Raw genomic sequence first — 20,022 nt, 5'->3', positions numbered from 1 at the left:
CCATTGATGTAGAGATATAGCCCCATGACCGAAACCCGCTATAAGGTTGTTTTTCGTGGTGAAATTCAGCAAGAAAAAACCATAGAACAGGTAAAAATACAGCTTGCGCAAATAACCAAGCAATCACCCGAAAAAATTGAATTACTCTTTTCTGGTAAACCCATAACGGTGCTTAAAGAGGCGGATGAAGTAACCGCAAAACGTTATCAAACAGCTTTTCATAAAGCGGGTGCAATTTGTTATGTGCGGGCAATTACTGCCCCTAATACGGTTGTTACACCAGATGCAATACCACCAAAAAACCCTACCCCGAAAAAAATTCCATCATCACGAGCGGTTGTAAAAAAAGTGCCTGCAACAACCAGCGAGGATATTTTTAATACCGCAGAAGAAAGTCCACGTAAAAAAGGGTCTGTTGTTTTTATCAGTATCATCCTGTTAGTCATTCTTGTGGCGGGTGCATTTTTTGCCACGCCTTATTTAACTGTGTGGAATATGAAAAAAGCATACAGTGCGCGGGATGCGGCAACCTTGAATAGCTATGTTGATTTTCCGACATTGCGACTTAATCTAAAATCACAGTTATCTGCTTTAATTGATAAAGAGATTAAGGGAACGCCCGTGAATAGTGGTGCATCACCTAGGGAGGCAGCGCAAGCGGCTACTTCCTTTGCGATGGCAAAACCGTTGCTTGAACCTTTAATTGATCAATTTATTGTTCCTGAAACGGTGGAGAAATTGTTGGCAGAAAAAGTGCCTGAAAAAGAAGCGCAATCACTTAATTCTTCAATGGAAAAAATTAAATTAAGTTACGATGGGATATCGTCATTTTTAGTAACGACAGAGGTGGAGGGTAAAGCAATTACAGTTGTGTTTGCGCGGGTTGATGTGATTAATTGGCACGTTGTAGATGTACGTTTACCCACTGATGGGATTGATTTACCGACGGAGATGGGTACGCCTTCAGTCAATGCGGAAGAAGAAGTACCTGCCGAGCCTGTTGCTGAACCCGTTTCACCAACAGAGAGTGAAATAAAACCTAATGCGTATGGTGCGTTAGCTTATTCAACGACTAGTGGTATGCACGGGTTATCCAGTCAAAAAAGTTCTCAAGCAGAAGCCGAGCAGGAAGCAAACAATCGTTGTAATAGCCTAACGGCAAAGAAAGATTGTCAGGTATTATCCATGATAAATAATGCTTGTATTGCGTTAGCTAAAGCGTCTGATGCGACGATTTTCGGTTGGGCATGGAATAACACGCAATTGGAAGCGGAAGAACGTGCAATGCGTGATTGTCAGGAGCGGAGCGTGGATTGTCGTTTGCAGCAATCTTTTTGCAGTAAATAGATGTAGTTATATGTAAACAGAGGGATTTTTATCATCTATTTAAGAATGAAAAAATTCTCTCTTGTATCCCTCTCTATGGGACAATTCAGCCATTATTCTTATGACTTTGGCACTGTTATAGTTTTAATATCCTAATGATTTTAGGATGAAAATGAGCAATTATGAAACTAAGAAATAGAACATTACTTGCCATTGCATCAACGCTGATTATTTCTATCACAATCCTTTATTTTTTTTCTGCACATATTTTATATCTTAATATTCAACAAGCGGAAAGACGTGAAACAGTACAGCAAATTGACAATTTTTTATATGTCCTAAAATATGCGCAAACGCATTTTAATCAAACGCTTTATTCTTGGTCAACTTGGGATGATACCTATCAATTTGTGGATGATCTCAATCCAAACTACATCAGTTCTAATTTAACGCTTTCGATGATGGAAACCAGTAATGTTGATTTTATGCTGTTTTTCAATAAATCAGGAAAGTATGTGTATGGTCTTGGGTTTGGGCATGAGCGTTTAAAAGAAGAGGATATATCGGATGTACTTCAACAACAATTAGTCGTGAATGGACAATTGCAATTACCTTGGAATGCAGAAGAAAGTGTAATGGGCTTGATAAGTTTACCAACTAATCCCTTATTGATAGCAGCTTATCCAATTTATCCAACGGAAAACAAGGGTGTATCCAATGGTCATTTAATTGTTGGGAAAGTGCTAGATGCAACTTATTGGCTTGATTTATCTAAAATTATTCAGCATACATTAACGGTTAATTCTGTACATTCTGATAACCTACCGATTGATTTTCGAGATGCTTTTCAACACATCACGCCAGAAGAAACTAAGTATGCAAATGAATTATCGGACGGCTTTATCGGTGGTTATACAACGATTCCTGATATTTATAGTAAGCCATTGCTGATTATTCGTTTATTAGTGCCGCGAAAAACGTATCAAGCGGGACAGCGTAATCTGACTTATATGTTAATTGCGGTTGTAACGATAGGATTAATTCTTTTATTTGTTATTTTGTTTTTATTAGAACAAATGATATTAAAACGCTTGAGTTGTCTGATTAACGAAGTCTCTGAAATCAGTATAACGGGAGATTTAAGCAAACGAATTAGTCCGTTAGGCAAAGATGAGTTTTCTACCTTATCCAAGCAAGTCAATACATTGTTGAATGCACTGCAACAGTCACAAACTGAAATAATGGCACTAAATACCAGTTTACATACAGAAAATCTGCGTATGTCGGCTGAATTAGAAGTATCGCGCCGTATTCAATACATGGTATTACCAAAAAATAGTGAGTTAAAACAACTTTCTAATTTGGAAATTGCTTTATCTATGCACACAGCGACAGAGGTGGGTGGAGATTATTGTGATGTTTTTCAACAAAATGGGCATATTATTTGTGGCATTGGCGATGTAACAGGACATGGATTAGAAAGCGGGGTTGTCATGTTGATGGTGCAGTCTGCCTTACGCGCGTTATTCGTCAATGATACTAAAGCACCGAAACAAATTTGGAACGCGCTAAATCAGATGGTGTATCAAAATGTGCGTCGTATGCAATCAGATAAAAATTTAAGTTTGTTGGTGTTAGATTATTTCGACGGCAAAGTTAGACTGATGGGACAGCATGAGGAGGTGTTGATTCTTCGCCAAGATAAAATGATAGAAAGAATAGACACTTTTGAATTGGGTTTTGTTATTGGTTTATTAGAAGATGATATGTCAGAATTCGTGCAGGAATGCGAAATACGGTTGGCGATTGGAGAAGGTATTGTTTTATTTACTGATGGGATTACGGAAGCAGAGAACGAACACGGGGAATTTTATGGCATTGACCGTTTGTGTCAGGTCATAGAAGAGTATAAACACGCTTCAGCGTCTTTAATCCAGCAGGCGGTTATGGATGATTTAAACCAATATATTGGTAACGCCCCTGTTTATGATGATATAACGCTGGTTGTACTTAAACGTTGCAATTGAGCTGCGCAAATCTTGTTCCCTGTACTAATCAATTAGATGCACAGGGAACAAGGGGTGTCTTATAAAAACTTATAAGGCTTCAGTGTTTTTACTTAAGTAATCGGCAACACCTTCGGGTGAGCCTTTCATGCCCACATCCCCTTTTTTCCAGCCTGCTGGGCAAACTTCGCCATTTTCTTCAAAGAATTGTAACGCATCAACCATACGTAACATTTCGTCGACGTTACGTCCTAAGGGCAAATCATTCACAACTTGGTGAACAACTTTACCTTCTTTGTTGATAAGGAAAGAAGCACGATAAGCAACACCACCCGCCGCTTCAATACCGTAGTTTTTGACAATGCTGTGATTGATGTCAGCAACTAAAGTATATTTCACCAAACCAATGCCGCCCTTTTCAATGGGCGTATTGCGCCATGCTAAATGGCTAAAATGGGAGTCGATGGAAACGCCAATTACTTCCACATTGCGTTTTTTGAATTCTTCTAAACGCTTGTCAAAGGCGATCAATTCGGTAGGGCAAACAAATGTAAAATCTAAGGGATAAAAGAAAATAACCGCAGGTTTCCCTTTGATAGTCGCGGACAGATTGAAATTATCGTCGATTTGACCATTGCCTAAAACAGCGGCGGCTGTGAAATCAGGGGCGGCGTGTCCAACTAAAACTGTCATTATTCAAACTCCTTGATTATAGAAAGGTTATGGCAATCAAAAACCTGAAGCTTTCAGGATTTTTCTCACTCATGCGTTATATCACACTTTCAATTGTAACCATTTTGATGTGATTTAGATACAGTCTAAAAAATTTCTTCGAACGCATCATTGAATATGGTGTTGTATCAGATATTGCTCAATAGCTATTTTTTATGACACAAGTGAATTTATTACCTTTAGCTGATAACCCGTCCGCCTCTTACAAAGCGTTTAGCATAATAACCACTGGCCAGGCTATCAACGGTTACGTTTCTACCACGTGATGGTGCATGGATAAATTTGTCATTGCCGACATAAATACCAACATGACTAATGCGTCGTGAACGATTGGTTTTAAAGAAAACCAAATCACCCGGTTGTAAATCGGTATGTTGGACAGGAAGCGAGGCTAAATATTGGTCGTGTGCTGTGCGGGGTAGTGAAATGCCAATTTTGCTATGTGCGTAATAAACTAAACCACTGCAATCAAAGCCACTGCTGGGGGTTTTTCCACCAAACCGATACCGTGTTCCTAACACTTTATTGGCTTGTGTCAAAATTAGATTCATACGTGCTGTGCGTGGTAAGTGACTCGCTTGCAAATAGGAGAGGGCATCATTAGCATCTGCAAGTGTGGGGTTTTCTTCTTCTGCCTCAGCCATTTGTCCTAGTGTGTCGACAAAAATTTCTACCACTTTATCGTATGAAAAGTTATTTTCTGTCCCTGTTTGTTGAAGAATATTTAAATAGGCCATAGAAACAGATTGTTCAGCTAATGTGCTGACAACAGAGTCATAAGAAAAGGCGAACGCACCAACAGGGTCAACCAATTTACTTTGTTGAAAATCATTTAATTCTGCTTTTAAATCTGCTTGTCTAACGGAGAAATCAAGCTGTTGTAATTCTGGTTGTAAGCTAGTTTCTTGAATATCACTTAAATGGCTACATCCCGTTGTTAATCCCGAAAGAAGGATAAGTAGGAAAACTGTTCCTTTCATATTGATAGACATATTCTTTTAACTTCTCCCTGTACTTAGTGTTTTATTATAAATTTAGGTTATCTTAGGTATCAATACCTATTGATTATTCTAACGATGTCTGTCGGTAAAAGATATATAATGGATAAAACCACAGTATCTATGTGTGTAAACGTAGGGAATATTTTTTTATCTTTGAATTCTGTCAGTTTTTGAAATTCTATGAATTTTGATGCAGATAAAAAAAGACCCACAGCAAAGCAGTGGGTGAGGCATAAAAAAGCAACCACGATGGGTTGCTATGATTATTAGGTAGTTAGTTTCTATATGACGGATTTAATTATTGTTCTACTTTGAAGTATTCGGCTAAATAAGCTGGGAAATCAACACCTGTTAATTTAAAACGGATACCAAATCGCTCTTCAAGTTTATCCGCTTCTTTTTGTGTTGGACGGATAAAAGAAACCTCTGTAAATTCTGGGTTATTTGTCAAAATTTCCAATAATGCAGGCGGATTTGGGCTATAACCTTCAACTTCTGCAACCCCTGTTTCTATTTTTAATCCTGATATCCAACTGTTTTTTGGGATTAAGTCATTCAGCTTATTCATTAAAACCGTAACATGCTGTTGTGGAAAGTTTTTCACAGGGGCAAGATAATCTTCAATTTCCACAACTTCATTGCGTAATTGTGTCACGTCAATCGTTTTACCCTTTACTTCAGCCAGTTTACGTTCTAAACGTAATTCCCGCTGAATGGCATAGGCGACTCCTAATATACCTAGAAAAACAACTATACCTGCCGCAATCATCATGGTGCGTCGTTTTTTCTGGTTATTTAGGATATTTGTCCGTCGTTGCGTGCCTGCGGGCATAAAGCCATAACCATAAACAACGCTATGCGGCATGGGCAGACTGTCCCACGCATTAGCTGTTCCCTTGTAAATGGCATTTTTATCGTTTAAGGCGGATAAATTGGCTTGAAATTGTTTGTTGAATTCTGCATCCGCACAATCTGCTTTTAGAACATGTAACCAGCGACGAATAGCACTGCCTGACCATTCTATTGCAGTGATAGCCGCATCATCCTCGTCAATGAGATGGCAGGCTTGTTCTACAGGTGCAGGGAGGGCAAGCAAGGCGCGGGGTAAAATAACTGCCAGAAATAAACCTTCTTTTTCAAACGCATTAAATAGTTCTTCCGCCCGTTGTGCAGAAAGCCACAAAGCAACCGTTGCACCGCTATGGGTTTGGGGTTGTACCGCAAGTAATAAGGGGTCGGTTACACCGGGTAATAGCGTAGGTAGTTGTAAGTTGACGGCATTTTTTAGCGTAGTGGGTGCAATGGCGGGTAAATTTAAGCTGATGGCGACGAATTCGTCATTCGGCAAGGCAAGCGCAATTCGTTGTTGTCGGTCTGTATTGGGTAATAGTCGCCGTGCGGCTTCGGCAATTTCAGTGGCGGTGAGTTTTAGTAACGATTCATCATGTTGGGCAATTAAGTTTTGCCGTTCTGCATGAAATAATGTATTACCACGAATAATAAGACAAATATCTGCTTTTACTATGGAAGCACTGCGTTTAAAAGAAGGTATTTTTATTTTCATATCACATTAGGATTCTGAGGTCACTGGTTGAGCCGATTCGTCTTGGTCAATCGCCCAGCCTGCGGGCTGTGGCAGTGACCAATGCATCGTTAAACCCATATCGACCAATTCAGTGGTTAAAAAAGGATTGTAGTAGGGGTCGCCTTGTTGTAGCCAGTTTGCCCAATATTCACTAAACCGTGTACGGTCATTATTTGACCAGTTGCTGGGGGTTTGCCATTCTCCCGTGTGTTGAAAGCGGGCAAAAGGGGTGTAAACCGTGCGCCAGCCTGCGTGTAAGGCGCGCAATGCAAAATCAAATAGACCGTAGGGGCTTTGATAATCATGCGTTAACCCCCCGAGTTGTTGCCAAGCAGTGCGTTTAATCGCACAGCAGAACGGATGCGGAATGCTAACGTTGTGCGCGATTGCCGTCATTGCCATATAACTGGGGGTTGTTTCTGGCTCATTTTGATAGAGCGCAAGCGGAATACCTGTGGGACGTTGTACCCAGCCTGCATGTAAAATACGGCCATTTGTATCTATAACTTTTCCCGTTACCATTCCGACTGCGGATAATTGTAACCAGCCGATAAGTTCTTGCACCGTATCTGGTGTTAATGCTTGTAAAGTATCAGCTAAGATAATTAGATAAGTGATGTCTGGCGCATTTTTTAATGCCTGATTAATACAGTTTACATAATCTGCATCAGCAGGTAACGTTAAAATCTGATAATGATTTTCTGCGACAGGCATGAACGTTATACGGTAATTGCCACGCCATAGTGCTTTATTTTCAGTCACTGTTGCGTATTGTATATTTTGTCGTTGTAAGGATTCTTGTAACGCATGAATACCCGCTTGATAAGCATATTCTTTCGCATTATGTTCCAACGCAACCGAATGTTGATGTTGTCGCCAGTGGTAGAGTACTTTAGGAATATGCTGGACATGAGGCTGTTTATCCATCGCCCGCAACATTAAATCGTAATCTTGTGAACCTTCAAATGCTTCACGCACCCCACCTAGCTCATTCAATAAATACCGTCGATAAACTAATAAGTGAAACAAATAGTTACCTGATAACAAGGTTTCTGGTGACCATTGTGGTTTAAACAGGTGCATAAAACGAAAACCTGTTGGGGAAATCATATCGCGGTCGGTATAAACAATATCGGTGTCTGGTTTATCTCGTAGCGTTTTTGCAACCCAATAAAGCGCGTCGGGCGCAAGTCGGTCATCATGGTCTAAAAAAGCAACATAATCCCCTGTTGTCATTGTAATCGCCTGATTAGTTGCCCGACAAATACCTAAATTTTCTGCGGCATGATAAACCCGAATACGGGAATCATCACGGCTTAACGCTTGTAAACAGGCGATAGTATCAGGATGACGACTGCCATCATCAACGATACACAATTCCCAATGTGGATAGGCTTGTGTTTGTACGGAATAGATACATTCCCGCAGAAAATCGGGTGGGGTGTTATAAACAGGGGTAACAATACTGATAATGGGCGGTTTTTCCCATGTAATTGCGTCATCTCGTAACTGTTGCCATTCATACAACGTTAGGAAACTATGGTGAAATAACCATGCTTGATATTCAATCCATTCACTACTCGCCCAACGTCTTAAATCAATAGTCGTGGGCTTATCAATAAGGTAGGGAAGGGCTTTAGGTTTAGCACGAAACAACGACAACAGTGGGGTTAAAGGCACGATAAGGAATAGGCTTGAAATAAAACAATTAAAGTAGGAGAGCAGTATAAACTAAAACAGAATAAAGTAGCATTTTACAGCATATTATGCTGATTTATATTGCGTTTAAGTCAGCATTAACAAAATTTAAAGATAAAAAATATAAAAACAATCAAGAATTATCTACTCATGGATAATAGTAAAGATAGCCACATTGATAATATTGAAAATCCTATCTGTCTGTAAATTCTGATTCAAACAATCTTTAAGCAGATTTCTATCCTATTTCCTAGATAATGGAAGAATAAATAAATTACCAAACTTTTAGTTATCGCCATAAACAGATTTATTATAAGTTTCATTATATTATAAAAGAAAATACAATTATTAGAACAGTTATTTCTATAAAAGGAGTATCCATGATGGTGCATTTAACAGAGCAACAAATTCAAACCCACGCACTTGATTATGCAACACAATCGCCAAAAGCAATTTTACAATTGGCATTACAACACTATGAAAAAATTTCAATTGCCTTTAGTGGTGCTGAAGATGTTGTGCTGATTGATATGGCATACAATTTATTAAAAAAACCAATAGAAATTTTCTGTTTAGATACTGGACGATTACATGCAGAAACCTATCGTTTTTTAGAAACTGTCCGCACCCATTATCAATGCACACTGACTATTTTGTATCCTGATGCGACTGCTGTAGAGCAACTTATTAAGGAAAAAGGATTTTTCAGTTTTCTCCAAGAGGGACACCAAGAATGTTGTGGTATTCGTAAAGTTGCCCCTTTAACACGCAAACTGAATACCCTAGACGCATGGATAACAGGACAACGTAAAGACCAAAGTTTAGATACTCGCGCACAACTGTCAGTTATTGAAATAGATAAAACGTTTTCTACGGTCGAGCATCCACTGGTTAAATTTAATCCATTGGCAAATTGGACATCCGCACAAGTTTGGAATTATATTCAATTGTATGAAGTTCCTTATAATTTGTTACATGAACGCGGTTTTGTCAGTATTGGTTGCGAACCCTGTACACGCGCGGTATTACCACATCAACACGAGCGGGAAGGGCGGTGGTGGTGGGAAGCAGGCACAAAAAAAGAATGCGGTTTACATGCCAGCAATACAATTTCCACACACAAGCCCACTTGATTATTGCCACACACTCCCACACTCAAGGAAAGGTTGTTACGTGAACTTAAGGTCTGACCGAATCTAGCGAATAATTCCTTCCATTTTACGCAGAGAAATAATGATGAGTGCGAAAAAAATTCTGTTGTTAGCGGGTGATTATGTTGAAGATTATGAAATCATGGTGCCATTTCAGGCCTTATTGATGGTTGGACACATTGTTCATGCTGTCTGCCCTCAAAAAAAACTAGGTGATATTGTTCGTACCGCTATTCATGATTTTGAAGGTGACCAAACGTATAGCGAAAAACCGGGACATAACTTTACCTTAAATGCGACATTTGCAGATGTGAAAGCGAGTGATTATGACGCATTAGTTATTCCGGGGGGGCGCGCGCCAGAATATTTACGTCTAAACCCTGATGTTATTAATATTGTTAAACACTTTGCTGAAACCAATAAACCCATTGCAGCCGTTTGTCATGGTGCGCAAATCTTAACGGCGGCAGGGGTTGTTAGTGGTAAAAGTTGCTCCGCCTATCCTGCGGTTGCGCCTGAAATCAATAGTACAGGGGGATGTTGGGTAGATATTGCCTTAACAGATGCGTATGTTGATGGTAATTTAGTTACCGCCCCCGCATGGCCTGCACATCCCCAATGGTTAGCAAAATTCCTTATATTATTAGGTACAAAAATCACCCTGTAAAATATAGCAACCGTGCCATAAAGTGATTTAAATTTAGGATTAGCCTAATCCTTCGCACCGTTTTATAGTGCGTTTAGTATAGATAAATCCCTTTCAAACAGGGGAATTTTGCAAGTCACCATTAACAGAAGTATCAACAAAGACAACGGATAACACCGCTTCAAGCAGTGGTATCCGTGATGCTTTTGGGCGCGGGCTGACACGCGAATATGCAAACTATATGAATCGGTTGTGGTTATAAACCTACTTTCTTGCAAGGTATCTTCTCTATCTGATGTCAGGTAAAATGACACCCTCAATTTTTTCACCATTGTAATTCCCAACAGCTTTACTAGAATTTTAGCGTTATTACCAACTAAAACCTCCCTCAATTAACTACCGCTTTTCTCATATTATTTTTTCAATACAACCGAATTTTTTCCTCTTCCATTTTAAGTAAGGTAACAAGCTATGTTCTCAACAAATATGACTATTGCCGAGTTTGACCCTGAGTTATTTCACGCCATTCAACAAGAAAAACAACGGCAAGAAGACCATTTAGAGTTAATTGCATCCGAAAATTACACCAGCCCGCGCGTGTTAGAAGCGCAAGGCTCTGTATTAACCAATAAATATGCTGAAGGTTATCCCAGCAAACGTTATTATGGGGGATGTGAGTTTGTTGATATTGCTGAACAATTGGCTATTGACCGCGCTAAAGAATTATTTCACGCAGATTATGCCAATGTTCAACCACATTCAGGTTCACAAGCAAATGCGGCTGTTTATATGGCATTGTTAGAGCCACACGATGTTGTATTGGGCATGAGCCTAGCGCATGGTGGACATTTAACACACGGTGCAAAAGTCAACTTTTCAGGCAAAATCTATAACGCAGTGCAGTATGGGTTAGACACGGCAACGGGTGAAATTGACTATGCACAAGTAGAAAGTTTAGCGTTAGAACATAAGCCAAAGATGATAGTTGCGGGGTTTAGTGCTTATTCGCGCGTGGTTGATTGGCAACGTTTTCGTGATATTGCGGATAAAGTTGGCGCGTATTTATTTGTCGATATGGCACATGTTGCAGGACTGGTTGCTGCGGGTTTATATCCTAGCCCTGTTGCGATTGCGGATGTAACCACCACCACCACACATAAAACCTTAAGAGGGCCTCGCGGTGGAATGATTTTGGCGCGGGCAAACCCTGATATTGAAAAGAAATTACAATCGTTGGTGTTTCCCGGCACACAAGGCGGTCCTTTAATGCACGTCATTGCTGCTAAAGCGGTCGCGTTTAAAGAAGCCTTACAACCCGCATTTAAAGTGTATCAACAACAAGTGTTAGACAATGCCCGCGCAATGGCTGCCGTGTTTAGTGAACGTGGCTATAAAATTGTTTCTGGTGGCACGGACAATCATTTGTTTTTATTAGACTTGATTGATAAAGGGATTACAGGAAAAGCAGCGGATGCCGCGCTAGGCTTAGCCCACATTACAGTCAACAAAAATGCAGTGCCAAATGACCCACAATCGCCATTTGTCACCAGTGGTTTACGTATTGGTACGCCCGCAATTACCACCCGTGGCATGGGATTAAATGAAGTGAAACAAATTGCAAATTGGATTTGTGACATTTTAGGCGATATTGATAACATCGAGATACAAGCCCGTGTGCGCAATCAGGTGAAACATTTGTGTACACAATTCCCCGTTTACGCAGAAACCACTAAACAGGCAAATGCGGCTTAATTAAGATTGAGGGCGAATTTATTCGCCCTTTATTTGGTTGTTGTAAGTTCAAATCAGAACGCATTGATAATCTAACTTTTAGAATTTAAATAAATTGTTCCCTGTGGTTGGGCATCACCATAAAAATTAATGATAGTGATCATTGCAAAACGGTTAGGTGAAATATCATTTATATTTGTTATACTAAACGAAAATATTATAAAAAAATAATACATCAAAGGACACTATATGCCGCATCATCAACAACGTGTGGTCATCTTTACGGATTTTCCGGGTTGGCATGGAAAACGGCTCACTAAAGCCTTTGCTAAACGCCATATTACGAGCCAATATCTTTCTCTCAACGATTGTTACTTTGATTTAAACAGCGCAACTGGCTTGCAAATTCCTACGTTTACCGATTGTTTGCCTGATGGTGTCTTTGTGCGAGGTATTGCAGGCGGAACGTTTGAACAAGTAACAGTACGATTAGGCATATTACACGCGCTAAAAGCAGCGGGCGTGCCTATTTATAACGATGTTCGAGCCATTGAACGAACCGTTGATAAATCGATGACCAGTTTTTTACTGTATCGAGCAGGGATTCCTACACCCGCAACGGTTGTTTGCGAATCGCGGGAACAGGCAAGCCATGTTTTGCATACCGCGTTTGCGCGTGGTGAGGAAATGGTATTAAAACCGTTATTTGGCTCACAAGGTAAACGCTTGTTGCGTTTAAAAGCAGGCGATAGTTTGCCAGCGGGTGAACTGTATAATCATCTTTACTATTTACAAACCTTTATCCCTTGTGCAAATACGGATAAAAGCGGTAATACATTGGCTTATCATGACTGGCGCGTGTTTGTTATTAATGGTAAAGCCCAAGCAGCTATGTTACGGCATAGTCAACATTGGATTACTAATCGCGCCCAAGGTGCAAGCTGTCGCGCCAGTGCTTTAGACCCCGAATTAATTAAATTGGCTGAATCTGCTGCCCAGACAATCAATGTTGATTATGCTGGTGTGGATATTCTGCGCGATAAAGCAGGACAAGCCTATGTATTAGAAGTAAACGGCGTTCCTGCATGGCAAGGGTTACAAGGGGTCTGTAAACAAGATATTGCCGATTGTTTGGTGGATGACTTTGTTTTACGGTATTTGTCACCATACAGTCAGGCACATGCTGTGTTATGAGTGGATTGTCTGCAAGCCTGATTGAACAAGCCGTTTATGCCGCCTGTGTTGCTGAACTAAATGCGTTTAAACCGGGAAATGTCAGCATTTACAGTGCAGGACATGGCATGACCACGGCTGATTTTATTCACAGTGCAAAACAAATTGCCCCTATTTTAGCGAATCCCAGTTTATCCATTGGTGAGCGCATTTTGGGGAGTGTTGAGGCAACACAAAAAGCGGTGGCGTGTAATACAAATTTAGGCATTATCCTTTTATGTGCGCCATTGGCAAAAGCAGCGGAACAGGGGGATGTGCTTGAATGTTTACCCACTGTATTGGCAAGTTTAACCCAAGCGGATGCGTGTTTAACTTATCAAGCTATTCGGTTGGCTAATCCTGCGGGATTAGGCGATGTTGCAGAACAAGATGTGCAACAAGTACCCACGTTGTCATTATTAGAAATAATGCGATTGGCACAAACACAAGATAAAATTGCTTATCAATATGCAAATAATTATATTGATATTATTAAATTTTTACCTACATTAAATCGCTTACTCACAAACGGATGTGCTTTACCAACAGCAACCGTTATCACTTATCTGCATTTTTTAAGTGATTTCCTAGATACGCATATTGTGCGAAAATGGGGACGTGTTATTGCTGAACAAGTACAACAGCAAGCCCGTTTGTGGGTAGCAAAAGAAGTGTTTCCATCCGATACCAGTCTATCTGCCTTTGATGATTGGTTAAAAACGCGGGATATTAATCCAGGTACTAGTGCAGATTTAACGGTTGCCGTTTTATTTATAACGCAATTAAGGGAACTGTTTAGTGGCAGGGATGCGAAACTAAAGGAGGGGAATGCTAAACGCGACTCTGTTCGAATTTCGTATTCCACACATAACGACTGATGGCAGTTTGCCATTTTTAAAACCACGTAAAATAGAGAGGAAGAATAATGTCAGCTCATGGTAATAAAGTGATTGATGGCGTTTTAGTTGGTGAGTCTTTAGTTGGTGATGGCAACGAAGTTGCCCATATTGATTTAATCATCGGCCCCCGTGGCAGTGCCGCAGAAGATGCATTTTGCTTAACCCTGACCAACCAAAAAGAAGGCGTAAATGGTTTATTAGCCGTTTTAGCCCCTAATTTAGCGGTCAAACCTTCTACCGTGATGTTTAATAAAGTCACGATTAAGGGCGCAAAACAAGCCGTGCAAATGTTTGGTCCCGCACAACGCGCAGTTGCAATGGCGGTTGCTGATTGTTTAGCCGATGGTACGATTCCAATGGAAGAAGCAGATGATCTCTTCATTTGCGTTGGTGTCTTCATTCATTGGTTGGCAGAAGACGATGCCAAGATTTATGACTACAACTATGCAGCAACCAAAGAATCCATCAAACGTGCGATTGCCAAAGAACCCAAACCACAAGACGTGGTTGCAAAACGCAGTAGCTCACAACATCCTTTCTCCCCGAAATAATGTTGTAAGTATGTAGTGAAAAAGCCTGTCAGTATGCTGTATTGTCTGACAGGCTTTTTTTGTAGCTCACTATTTTAAATCAATTTAAACTTAATCCGTTATGTTGCAATTACCCACAACGCCTCAGACCCCTAACCAGTTAATTGAAAACGGTGTACGTTTATTTATTCAAGCCTTTCCCACCATTTATCCTGTCACCCTAGCCGTTGGGATTTTTTCCATGTTACCCAGTCTGAGCCTGCCTGCGTTATCCTCAGACAATTTGGACGACATTGTGCAAGCTATGCTGGATTTTTTCCCCTATTTGCCTTTTTATACAGGCATTATGCTGATGTTATACGCGATTTTATTTTATCAACTCAGCGTGGTTATTCGGGGGATAACTATCAGTTACTGGGAAATTCTACGCACTGGTGTAGAAAAACTACCTATTTTATTTGTTGCAACATGGATTTATGCGTTCTTATTAGGAATGGGTTTCTTTTTTATGCTTGTTCCCGGCATTGTGTTAGGCATCGCGCTTATTTTTTATATGCCCTTGATACTTTTTGACGAAAAAGGGATTGTGACGAGCTTACGAGAAAGTTTCCGCTTAGTGTGGGGACAATGGCTACATACCGCTTCAGTTTTATTATTGGCGTTTTTAATATCGTCAGTTGTGGGACAACTGATTGCCATGCTTTTAGAAATGTTAATTCAAGCAACCATACCGCTGGATGAGGCTGTATTTTTAGCCGTGTTAAAATTTATTTATATCCTCATTACAAGCCTACTAAGTCCCTTTTTAGACGGCATTATTTTATTGTTGCTACACGATTTAAAACTACGCCGTGCAATCACAACCGCCTTTATTGAAACTCCGAAAAACGGTCAATTTAACGCTTAACTACAAACACAATCGCCATTCCTTATCAAATACCCGTTGATACACTAAATAAACGCTTGCCATCGTCCCGATGGCTGTTGCGGCGGATAACATCAAAATAAATACAATTTGATAGCGTGCCGCATGTAATGGGTCTGCTCCCGCCAAAATTTGCCCTGTCATCATACCGGGGATAAACACCAAGCCAACGGCATTCATAGAATTAATCATCGGCATTAACCCTGCTAATAATGCCGTGCGAATGCTAGGTAATGCGACTTCCCACAACGTTCCACCGAATGCAAGCGATTGATTAACTTCAGCAGTCCGTTTACGTAAATCATCAAGTAACCGTTCAATAGAAACCGCAATGCTGGTCATTGTGTTACCTAAAACCATGCCTGCACTGGTTAATACATAACGCGGGTCATACCACGGTTCTACTTGTAAAATGATGGTCGTCAGCGCGAAAGTAACGATAACATTGGATAAAAAAATGGCTGCCGTCACAGGTAAATATAAACCAGCAGGACGTTTATTAATCCGTTGAATAGCAATGTGTGCTGTCATGAAAATCATACATAATAAAATCCCCAAAACCAGCCACATACTGGAATGCTTAAAAATCCAAGTAAACGCAAAACCAAGCGCGATAAGTTGTACATAAGCTCGAATAACGGAAAATAATAAACTTTGTACCAATCCTAACGCCATGACAACAGAAATAATACCCGCGACAAAAATGAAAAAAGTTGCTAATCCAATTTCTAACCAACCAATAGTAATTGTTGCTGTGTGCATATTTAAAGGCTTAAGGTCTATGCTGATATATCAGAAAAGTAAAAAGAAAAATAAATAACGGATATCACCGTTTGAACCGGTCGTATCCGTACTATGGTTGGACGATAGGAAAATTTTCAATTAGCCTTTTGCATTTCTATCTTCTGCGTAGGCTTTTAAAACCCCTTGTAATGGGACGAGCATGTCCACTGGTAGGGGAAAAATAACCGTGTGGCTTTTATCTTTTGAGGAAATATCATTAAGCGTTTGTAAATAACGCAGTTGTAAAGACTGGGGTTGTGTTGCAAGAATTTTTGCCGCTTGTACCAACTTTTGCGAGGCTTGCAGTTCACCGTCTGCATGAATGACTTTTGCACGCCGCTCCCGCTCTGCTTCTGCTTGACGAGCCATTGCTCGAATCATGTTTTCATTAAGGTCTATATGTTTTATTTCCACATTTGCAACCTTAATTCCCCACTCATCTGTTTGTTTATCCAAAATATCTTGAATATCTTTGTTGAGTTTGTCACGCCCTGACAACATCTCATCCAGCTCATGGTGTCCCAACACAGAACGCAATGTTGTTTGTGCTAATTGACTGGTCGCTTGTTGATAATCTTCTACCTGAATAATGGCTTTTTCTGGTTCGATAATACGGAAGTAAATCACCGCATTCACCTTAACAGAAACGTTATCCCGCGATATCACATCTTGACTAGGAACATCCATCACCACCGTGCGTAATTCAACCTTGACCATCTGTTGTAAAAAAGGAATCAAGATGATGAGTCCTGGCCCTTTTACACATTGATAACGTCCTAAGAAAAAAACCACCCCTCTTTCATACTCGCGAAGTATCTTGATTGTATTGTATAAAAACACAACAATTAACACGACAAACACGATTAGCAAATTAAAATCTAATTCCATCAGGATTACCCCTTTTATAAAGAAAGTTTAGTCATACTCGTTTAATAAAATAATATAAATCAATTTATTAAAAACAAGATATGCAAATGAATTTGCCCTTATGAAACATGTGGTGCAGGCAAACCGCGTGTAAGCAGATAAAAAAGTGTTCTCAATGTAATATTACTTTTAACACTGAGATTACTGATTAATAAGGTTGCTTTTACCCAACGACGCGAAATTTTCACTTGTTGCCCACTGGTAAATTGGGGGTGTTGGTTGATATTACGTAAAGTTAAAATTGCCATGCCTAATGCCCATAAACAAAAACGACGAATGCCTGTTTCTTTGGGGGGAATGAGCAGTATATAGTGTAATGATTGAATTAAATGATAATGCGCAATACCGATAAGATATTGTAAGCCATCACCAAATGCTGGCGAATAAGAGGTAGTATCTAACTGGCGTATATCAAACCCCGCTTGTTGAAAAACCGTTTGTGGCAACCAACACGCGCCACGACTACGGTCATCCCAAATATCCTTTAAAATATTCGTCATTTGTAAGGCTTGCCCAAAAGAAACTGCAAGCGGCTGCAAGATTTGACGGTTTTTGGCAATATCGGGCGAATACTCACAAAATAAATCCGTTAGCATTTCCCCAACCACCCCCGCAACGTAATAACAATAACGATTTAATTCAGTAACATCTTGCAAGCCTGCGAGCGTATTGGATTGTTGAAAAACGCTCATTCCTTCCGCCATGATGCTCACACAACGGTGTAAACTGATTTGCTGTGTTGCCGTAAAACTATGCGTTAAACGGATAACATGGTTTGTATGGAGAATTAAATCTTTTTCGGCGGGCGTTGTGCTGCTGGATAAAAGCGGTAAAAGCTGGTCACTAAACGGTTGGGGGGGTTCTGTACCTGCGACTACGTGAATAAATTGTTGGCTAAATAATTGTTTTTGCGCGGGCGTGAGTTGTGGCTCATCTTCTATCGTATCTGCAATGCGACAAAGCAAATAAGCATTGCCAACCACCGTATATAAATCTGCGGGTAATTGTGGAATAGTCAGGGCAAAGGTACGCGAAACCCCTGTTAATATATGTTTTTGATAGGCTTCATCAGTGCTGTAGTGATTCATAAATAGCGTGCGTCGTGAAAAAATGCGACCGTCATTGTACCCGAATAATACATGATATTTGCCTGAATCACCCCTGTGTGTCATGAGGTGATAGCACGGTGTTTATTTTTCACTCATTCCATGTTGTCCCGCCCAATCACGGGCAAATTGCCACGCCGCCCGCCCGCTACGTGAACCACGGGTTAATGCCCATTGTAAAGCCGCAGTACGCATAGCAGGATTAGTCAAGTCAGTAACCCCTAAGTGCGCTAACCAGTAGCTTACAATATCTAAATACTCATCTTGTTTAAAGGGATAGAACGATAACCATAAGCCAAAGCGTTCAGATAAAGAAATTTTTTCTTCTACCGCTTCCCCCTGATGAACTTCGCCTTCAGGCGTATAAGTCGCCTCTAGGTTTTCCTTCATATATTCAGGTAGCAAGTGTCGGCGATTAGACGTTGCATAAATCAACACATTGTGTGGTGGCGCACTGATAGAGCCATCTAACACACTTTTCAGGGCTTTATAACTCGCATCTTCCTTCTCAAAAGATAAATCATCACTAAAAATAATAAAGCGTTCAGGACGATTATATAAACTCTCCACAATATCAGGTAAATCAACTAAATCATGTTTTTCCACTTCTATCAAACGTAAGCCTTGCGTTGCATACTCATTTAATAAGGCTTTGATAAGGGATGATTTTCCTGTACCACGTGAACCCCATAATAAAACATTATTTGCGGGGTAATGATGGATAAATTGTTGAGTATTGCGGTCAATTTGTTGTTTTTGTGTATCAATGCCTTGTAAATCACTTAAACGAATATCATGTGGATGATAAACCGCTTGTAATTCACCTTGTTGATTCCGTTTTCTCCAGCGACACGCATAAATATTTTCCCAATTAGGCGGTAATGGTGTTGTTGGTAAAAAATTCTCTAAGCGATTTAACAAGGCTTCTGCACGTTCAAGGAGAGGTTTTAAAGAGTCGTTCATCATTTTATCGAATAGCGTTCAAGAAACCTTGAACGCACTAAAAAAGAGAAAAAAGCGGTTATTACACAGTTTTTGCTGGTGTAAAGCGTTTAATTAACTGATAAATGGCAAGCATTGCAAAAAAAGTAAACCAAATGAATGTCCAACCAGCAATAGATAATCCTAAAAATTCCCATGAGACTTCTGCGCAAGACCCTGAACCACGCCATAACACTTCAACCGTTTTTAAAATCGGGAAATTGTTGACCATAAATTCAAAATCAGGTCCACAAGCAGGCACTTGGTCTGCTGGTAAACTTTGTAGCCAAACTTGTCTGCCCGCAACAGACATCCCGCCAACGGCAAACAAAAATAGCAACACACTGTATATTTTATTTGCCCAGCCAAATGACCCATGCAATAAGCCAACAAGTGCAATTAAACCAATAGAAATCATGATAAGCCGTTGTGCCATACATAAAGGGCAAGGTTCTAAACCCATTACATATTGAAAAAAATAGGCGGTTATCATCAAGGCAACACAAGCCAAAAAGATAAACGCATACACACTACGACGATTAGATAAAATGTTTTGTAACACTTGACATAACCTCTAATGACATAAAAAAAAGAAAATCCATTGCTGCAATTAAGTCAATTGCATTAGATTTTCTCTATTATAAACATAATTAGCGTAAGCGATATTTACGAAAAATTTATACCTGAAGAAAGTCGCTTATGGTAAGAATTAGCTTTTGTTTTATTATCCTATTTAAGTAGTGCTAAAGATGTAGTGATACTAAAATGAGAAAATTGAGGAAA

Annotated in this window: 18 protein-coding genes; 9 read left to right on the top strand and 9 right to left on the bottom strand. The window is 40.0% G+C overall.

Annotated features, from left to right (window positions below; all coding sequences use genetic code 11):
• Nucleotides 1-24 precede the first annotated feature (24 nt).
• Both AL038_RS08870 and AL038_RS08865 read left to right on the top strand, forming a co-directional pair.
• Nucleotides 25-1,347, top strand: a complete 1,323-nt coding sequence (locus tag AL038_RS08870; RefSeq protein WP_062151932.1) for a DUF4189 domain-containing protein — start codon at nt 25-27, stop codon at nt 1,345-1,347.
• A 161-nt stretch (nt 1,348-1,508) separates the two neighbouring features.
• The gene (locus AL038_RS08865) at nt 1,509-3,353 is read left to right on the top strand and encodes a SpoIIE family protein phosphatase (protein ID WP_062151929.1); all 1,845 of its coding nucleotides are present in this window, start codon (nt 1,509-1,511) and stop codon (nt 3,351-3,353) included.
• A 69-nt stretch (nt 3,354-3,422) separates the two neighbouring features.
• Here the strand turns inward: AL038_RS08865 and AL038_RS08860 are convergent, their stop codons facing one another.
• From AL038_RS08860 to AL038_RS08845, 4 genes are all read right to left on the bottom strand, one after another.
• Nucleotides 3,423-4,025 carry a peroxiredoxin gene (locus tag AL038_RS08860; RefSeq protein ID WP_062151926.1) on the bottom strand — a complete coding sequence of 201 codons (603 nt, stop codon included), beginning with the start codon at nt 4,023-4,025 and terminating at the stop codon, nt 3,423-3,425.
• Nucleotides 4,026-4,243: 218 nt separating this feature from the next.
• A complete protein-coding gene (locus tag AL038_RS08855; RefSeq protein WP_062151921.1) occupies nt 4,244-5,056 on the bottom strand; it encodes a C40 family peptidase in 813 nt (270 codons plus the stop codon).
• A gap of 307 nt (nt 5,057-5,363) precedes the next feature.
• Entirely contained in the window at nt 5,364-6,629 is a 1,266-nt protein-coding gene (locus tag AL038_RS08850; protein ID WP_062151918.1) for a PilN domain-containing protein, read from the bottom strand.
• A 6-nt stretch (nt 6,630-6,635) separates the two neighbouring features.
• On the bottom strand, nt 6,636-8,330 hold the full coding sequence (locus AL038_RS08845; protein WP_062151915.1) for a glycosyltransferase: 1,695 nt from the start codon (nt 8,328-8,330) through the stop codon (nt 6,636-6,638).
• 398 nt (nt 8,331-8,728) lie between these two features.
• Here AL038_RS08845 and AL038_RS08840 point away from each other — a divergent pair, with 398 nt between their 5' ends.
• The 7 genes from AL038_RS08840 (at nt 8,729) to AL038_RS08810 (ending at nt 15,424) form a co-directional block, all read left to right on the top strand.
• A complete protein-coding gene (locus AL038_RS08840) occupies nt 8,729-9,481 on the top strand; it encodes a phosphoadenylyl-sulfate reductase (RefSeq protein WP_062151912.1) in 753 nt (250 codons plus the stop codon).
• A 100-nt stretch (nt 9,482-9,581) separates the two neighbouring features.
• Nucleotides 9,582-10,166 carry a DJ-1/PfpI family protein gene (locus AL038_RS08835; protein WP_236839502.1) on the top strand — a complete coding sequence of 195 codons (585 nt, stop codon included), beginning with the start codon at nt 9,582-9,584 and terminating at the stop codon, nt 10,164-10,166.
• Between the two features lie 450 nt (nt 10,167-10,616).
• The gene (gene glyA / locus AL038_RS08830) at nt 10,617-11,897 is read left to right on the top strand and encodes a serine hydroxymethyltransferase (protein WP_062151906.1); all 1,281 of its coding nucleotides are present in this window, start codon (nt 10,617-10,619) and stop codon (nt 11,895-11,897) included.
• Nucleotides 11,898-12,125: 228 nt separating this feature from the next.
• Nucleotides 12,126-13,070 carry an ATP-grasp domain-containing protein gene (locus tag AL038_RS08825; protein ID WP_062151903.1) on the top strand — a complete coding sequence of 315 codons (945 nt, stop codon included), beginning with the start codon at nt 12,126-12,128 and terminating at the stop codon, nt 13,068-13,070.
• The gene (locus AL038_RS08820) at nt 13,067-13,966 is read left to right on the top strand and encodes a triphosphoribosyl-dephospho-CoA synthase (protein ID WP_062151900.1); all 900 of its coding nucleotides are present in this window, start codon (nt 13,067-13,069) and stop codon (nt 13,964-13,966) included. The genes AL038_RS08825 and AL038_RS08820 overlap by 4 nt, the downstream gene beginning before the upstream one ends.
• Before the next feature lie 47 nt (nt 13,967-14,013).
• Entirely contained in the window at nt 14,014-14,538 is a 525-nt protein-coding gene (gene fae / locus AL038_RS08815) for a formaldehyde-activating enzyme (RefSeq protein WP_062151897.1), read from the top strand.
• A 100-nt stretch (nt 14,539-14,638) separates the two neighbouring features.
• The gene (locus tag AL038_RS08810) at nt 14,639-15,424 is read left to right on the top strand and encodes a DUF7847 domain-containing protein (protein ID WP_062151894.1); all 786 of its coding nucleotides are present in this window, start codon (nt 14,639-14,641) and stop codon (nt 15,422-15,424) included.
• Here AL038_RS08810 and AL038_RS08805 read toward each other — a convergent pair whose 3' ends face one another.
• From AL038_RS08805 to AL038_RS08785, 5 genes are all read right to left on the bottom strand, one after another.
• Nucleotides 15,425-16,204, bottom strand: coding sequence for an ABC transporter permease (locus AL038_RS08805; RefSeq protein WP_062151891.1), 780 nt, complete (start codon nt 16,202-16,204; stop codon nt 15,425-15,427).
• Nucleotides 16,205-16,324: 120 nt separating this feature from the next.
• Entirely contained in the window at nt 16,325-17,113 is a 789-nt protein-coding gene (locus AL038_RS08800; protein ID WP_062151888.1) for a slipin family protein, read from the bottom strand.
• Between the two features lie 98 nt (nt 17,114-17,211).
• Nucleotides 17,212-18,240, bottom strand: coding sequence for a phytoene/squalene synthase family protein (locus AL038_RS08795; RefSeq protein ID WP_062151885.1), 1,029 nt, complete (start codon nt 18,238-18,240; stop codon nt 17,212-17,214).
• A 102-nt stretch (nt 18,241-18,342) separates the two neighbouring features.
• Entirely contained in the window at nt 18,343-19,224 is an 882-nt protein-coding gene (locus tag AL038_RS08790; protein ID WP_101539209.1) for an ATP-binding protein, read from the bottom strand.
• A 58-nt stretch (nt 19,225-19,282) separates the two neighbouring features.
• The gene (locus AL038_RS08785) at nt 19,283-19,801 is read right to left on the bottom strand and encodes a disulfide bond formation protein B (protein WP_062151879.1); all 519 of its coding nucleotides are present in this window, start codon (nt 19,799-19,801) and stop codon (nt 19,283-19,285) included.
• Nucleotides 19,802-20,022: the final 221 nt, after the last annotated feature.

The sequence above is a fragment of the Beggiatoa leptomitoformis genome, assembly GCF_001305575.3.
Taxonomy (GTDB): Bacteria; Pseudomonadota; Gammaproteobacteria; order Beggiatoales; family Beggiatoaceae; genus Beggiatoa; species Beggiatoa leptomitoformis.
Note: the sequence above shows the minus strand (reverse complement) of the source record. Positions and strands in the feature narration are given on the sequence as shown.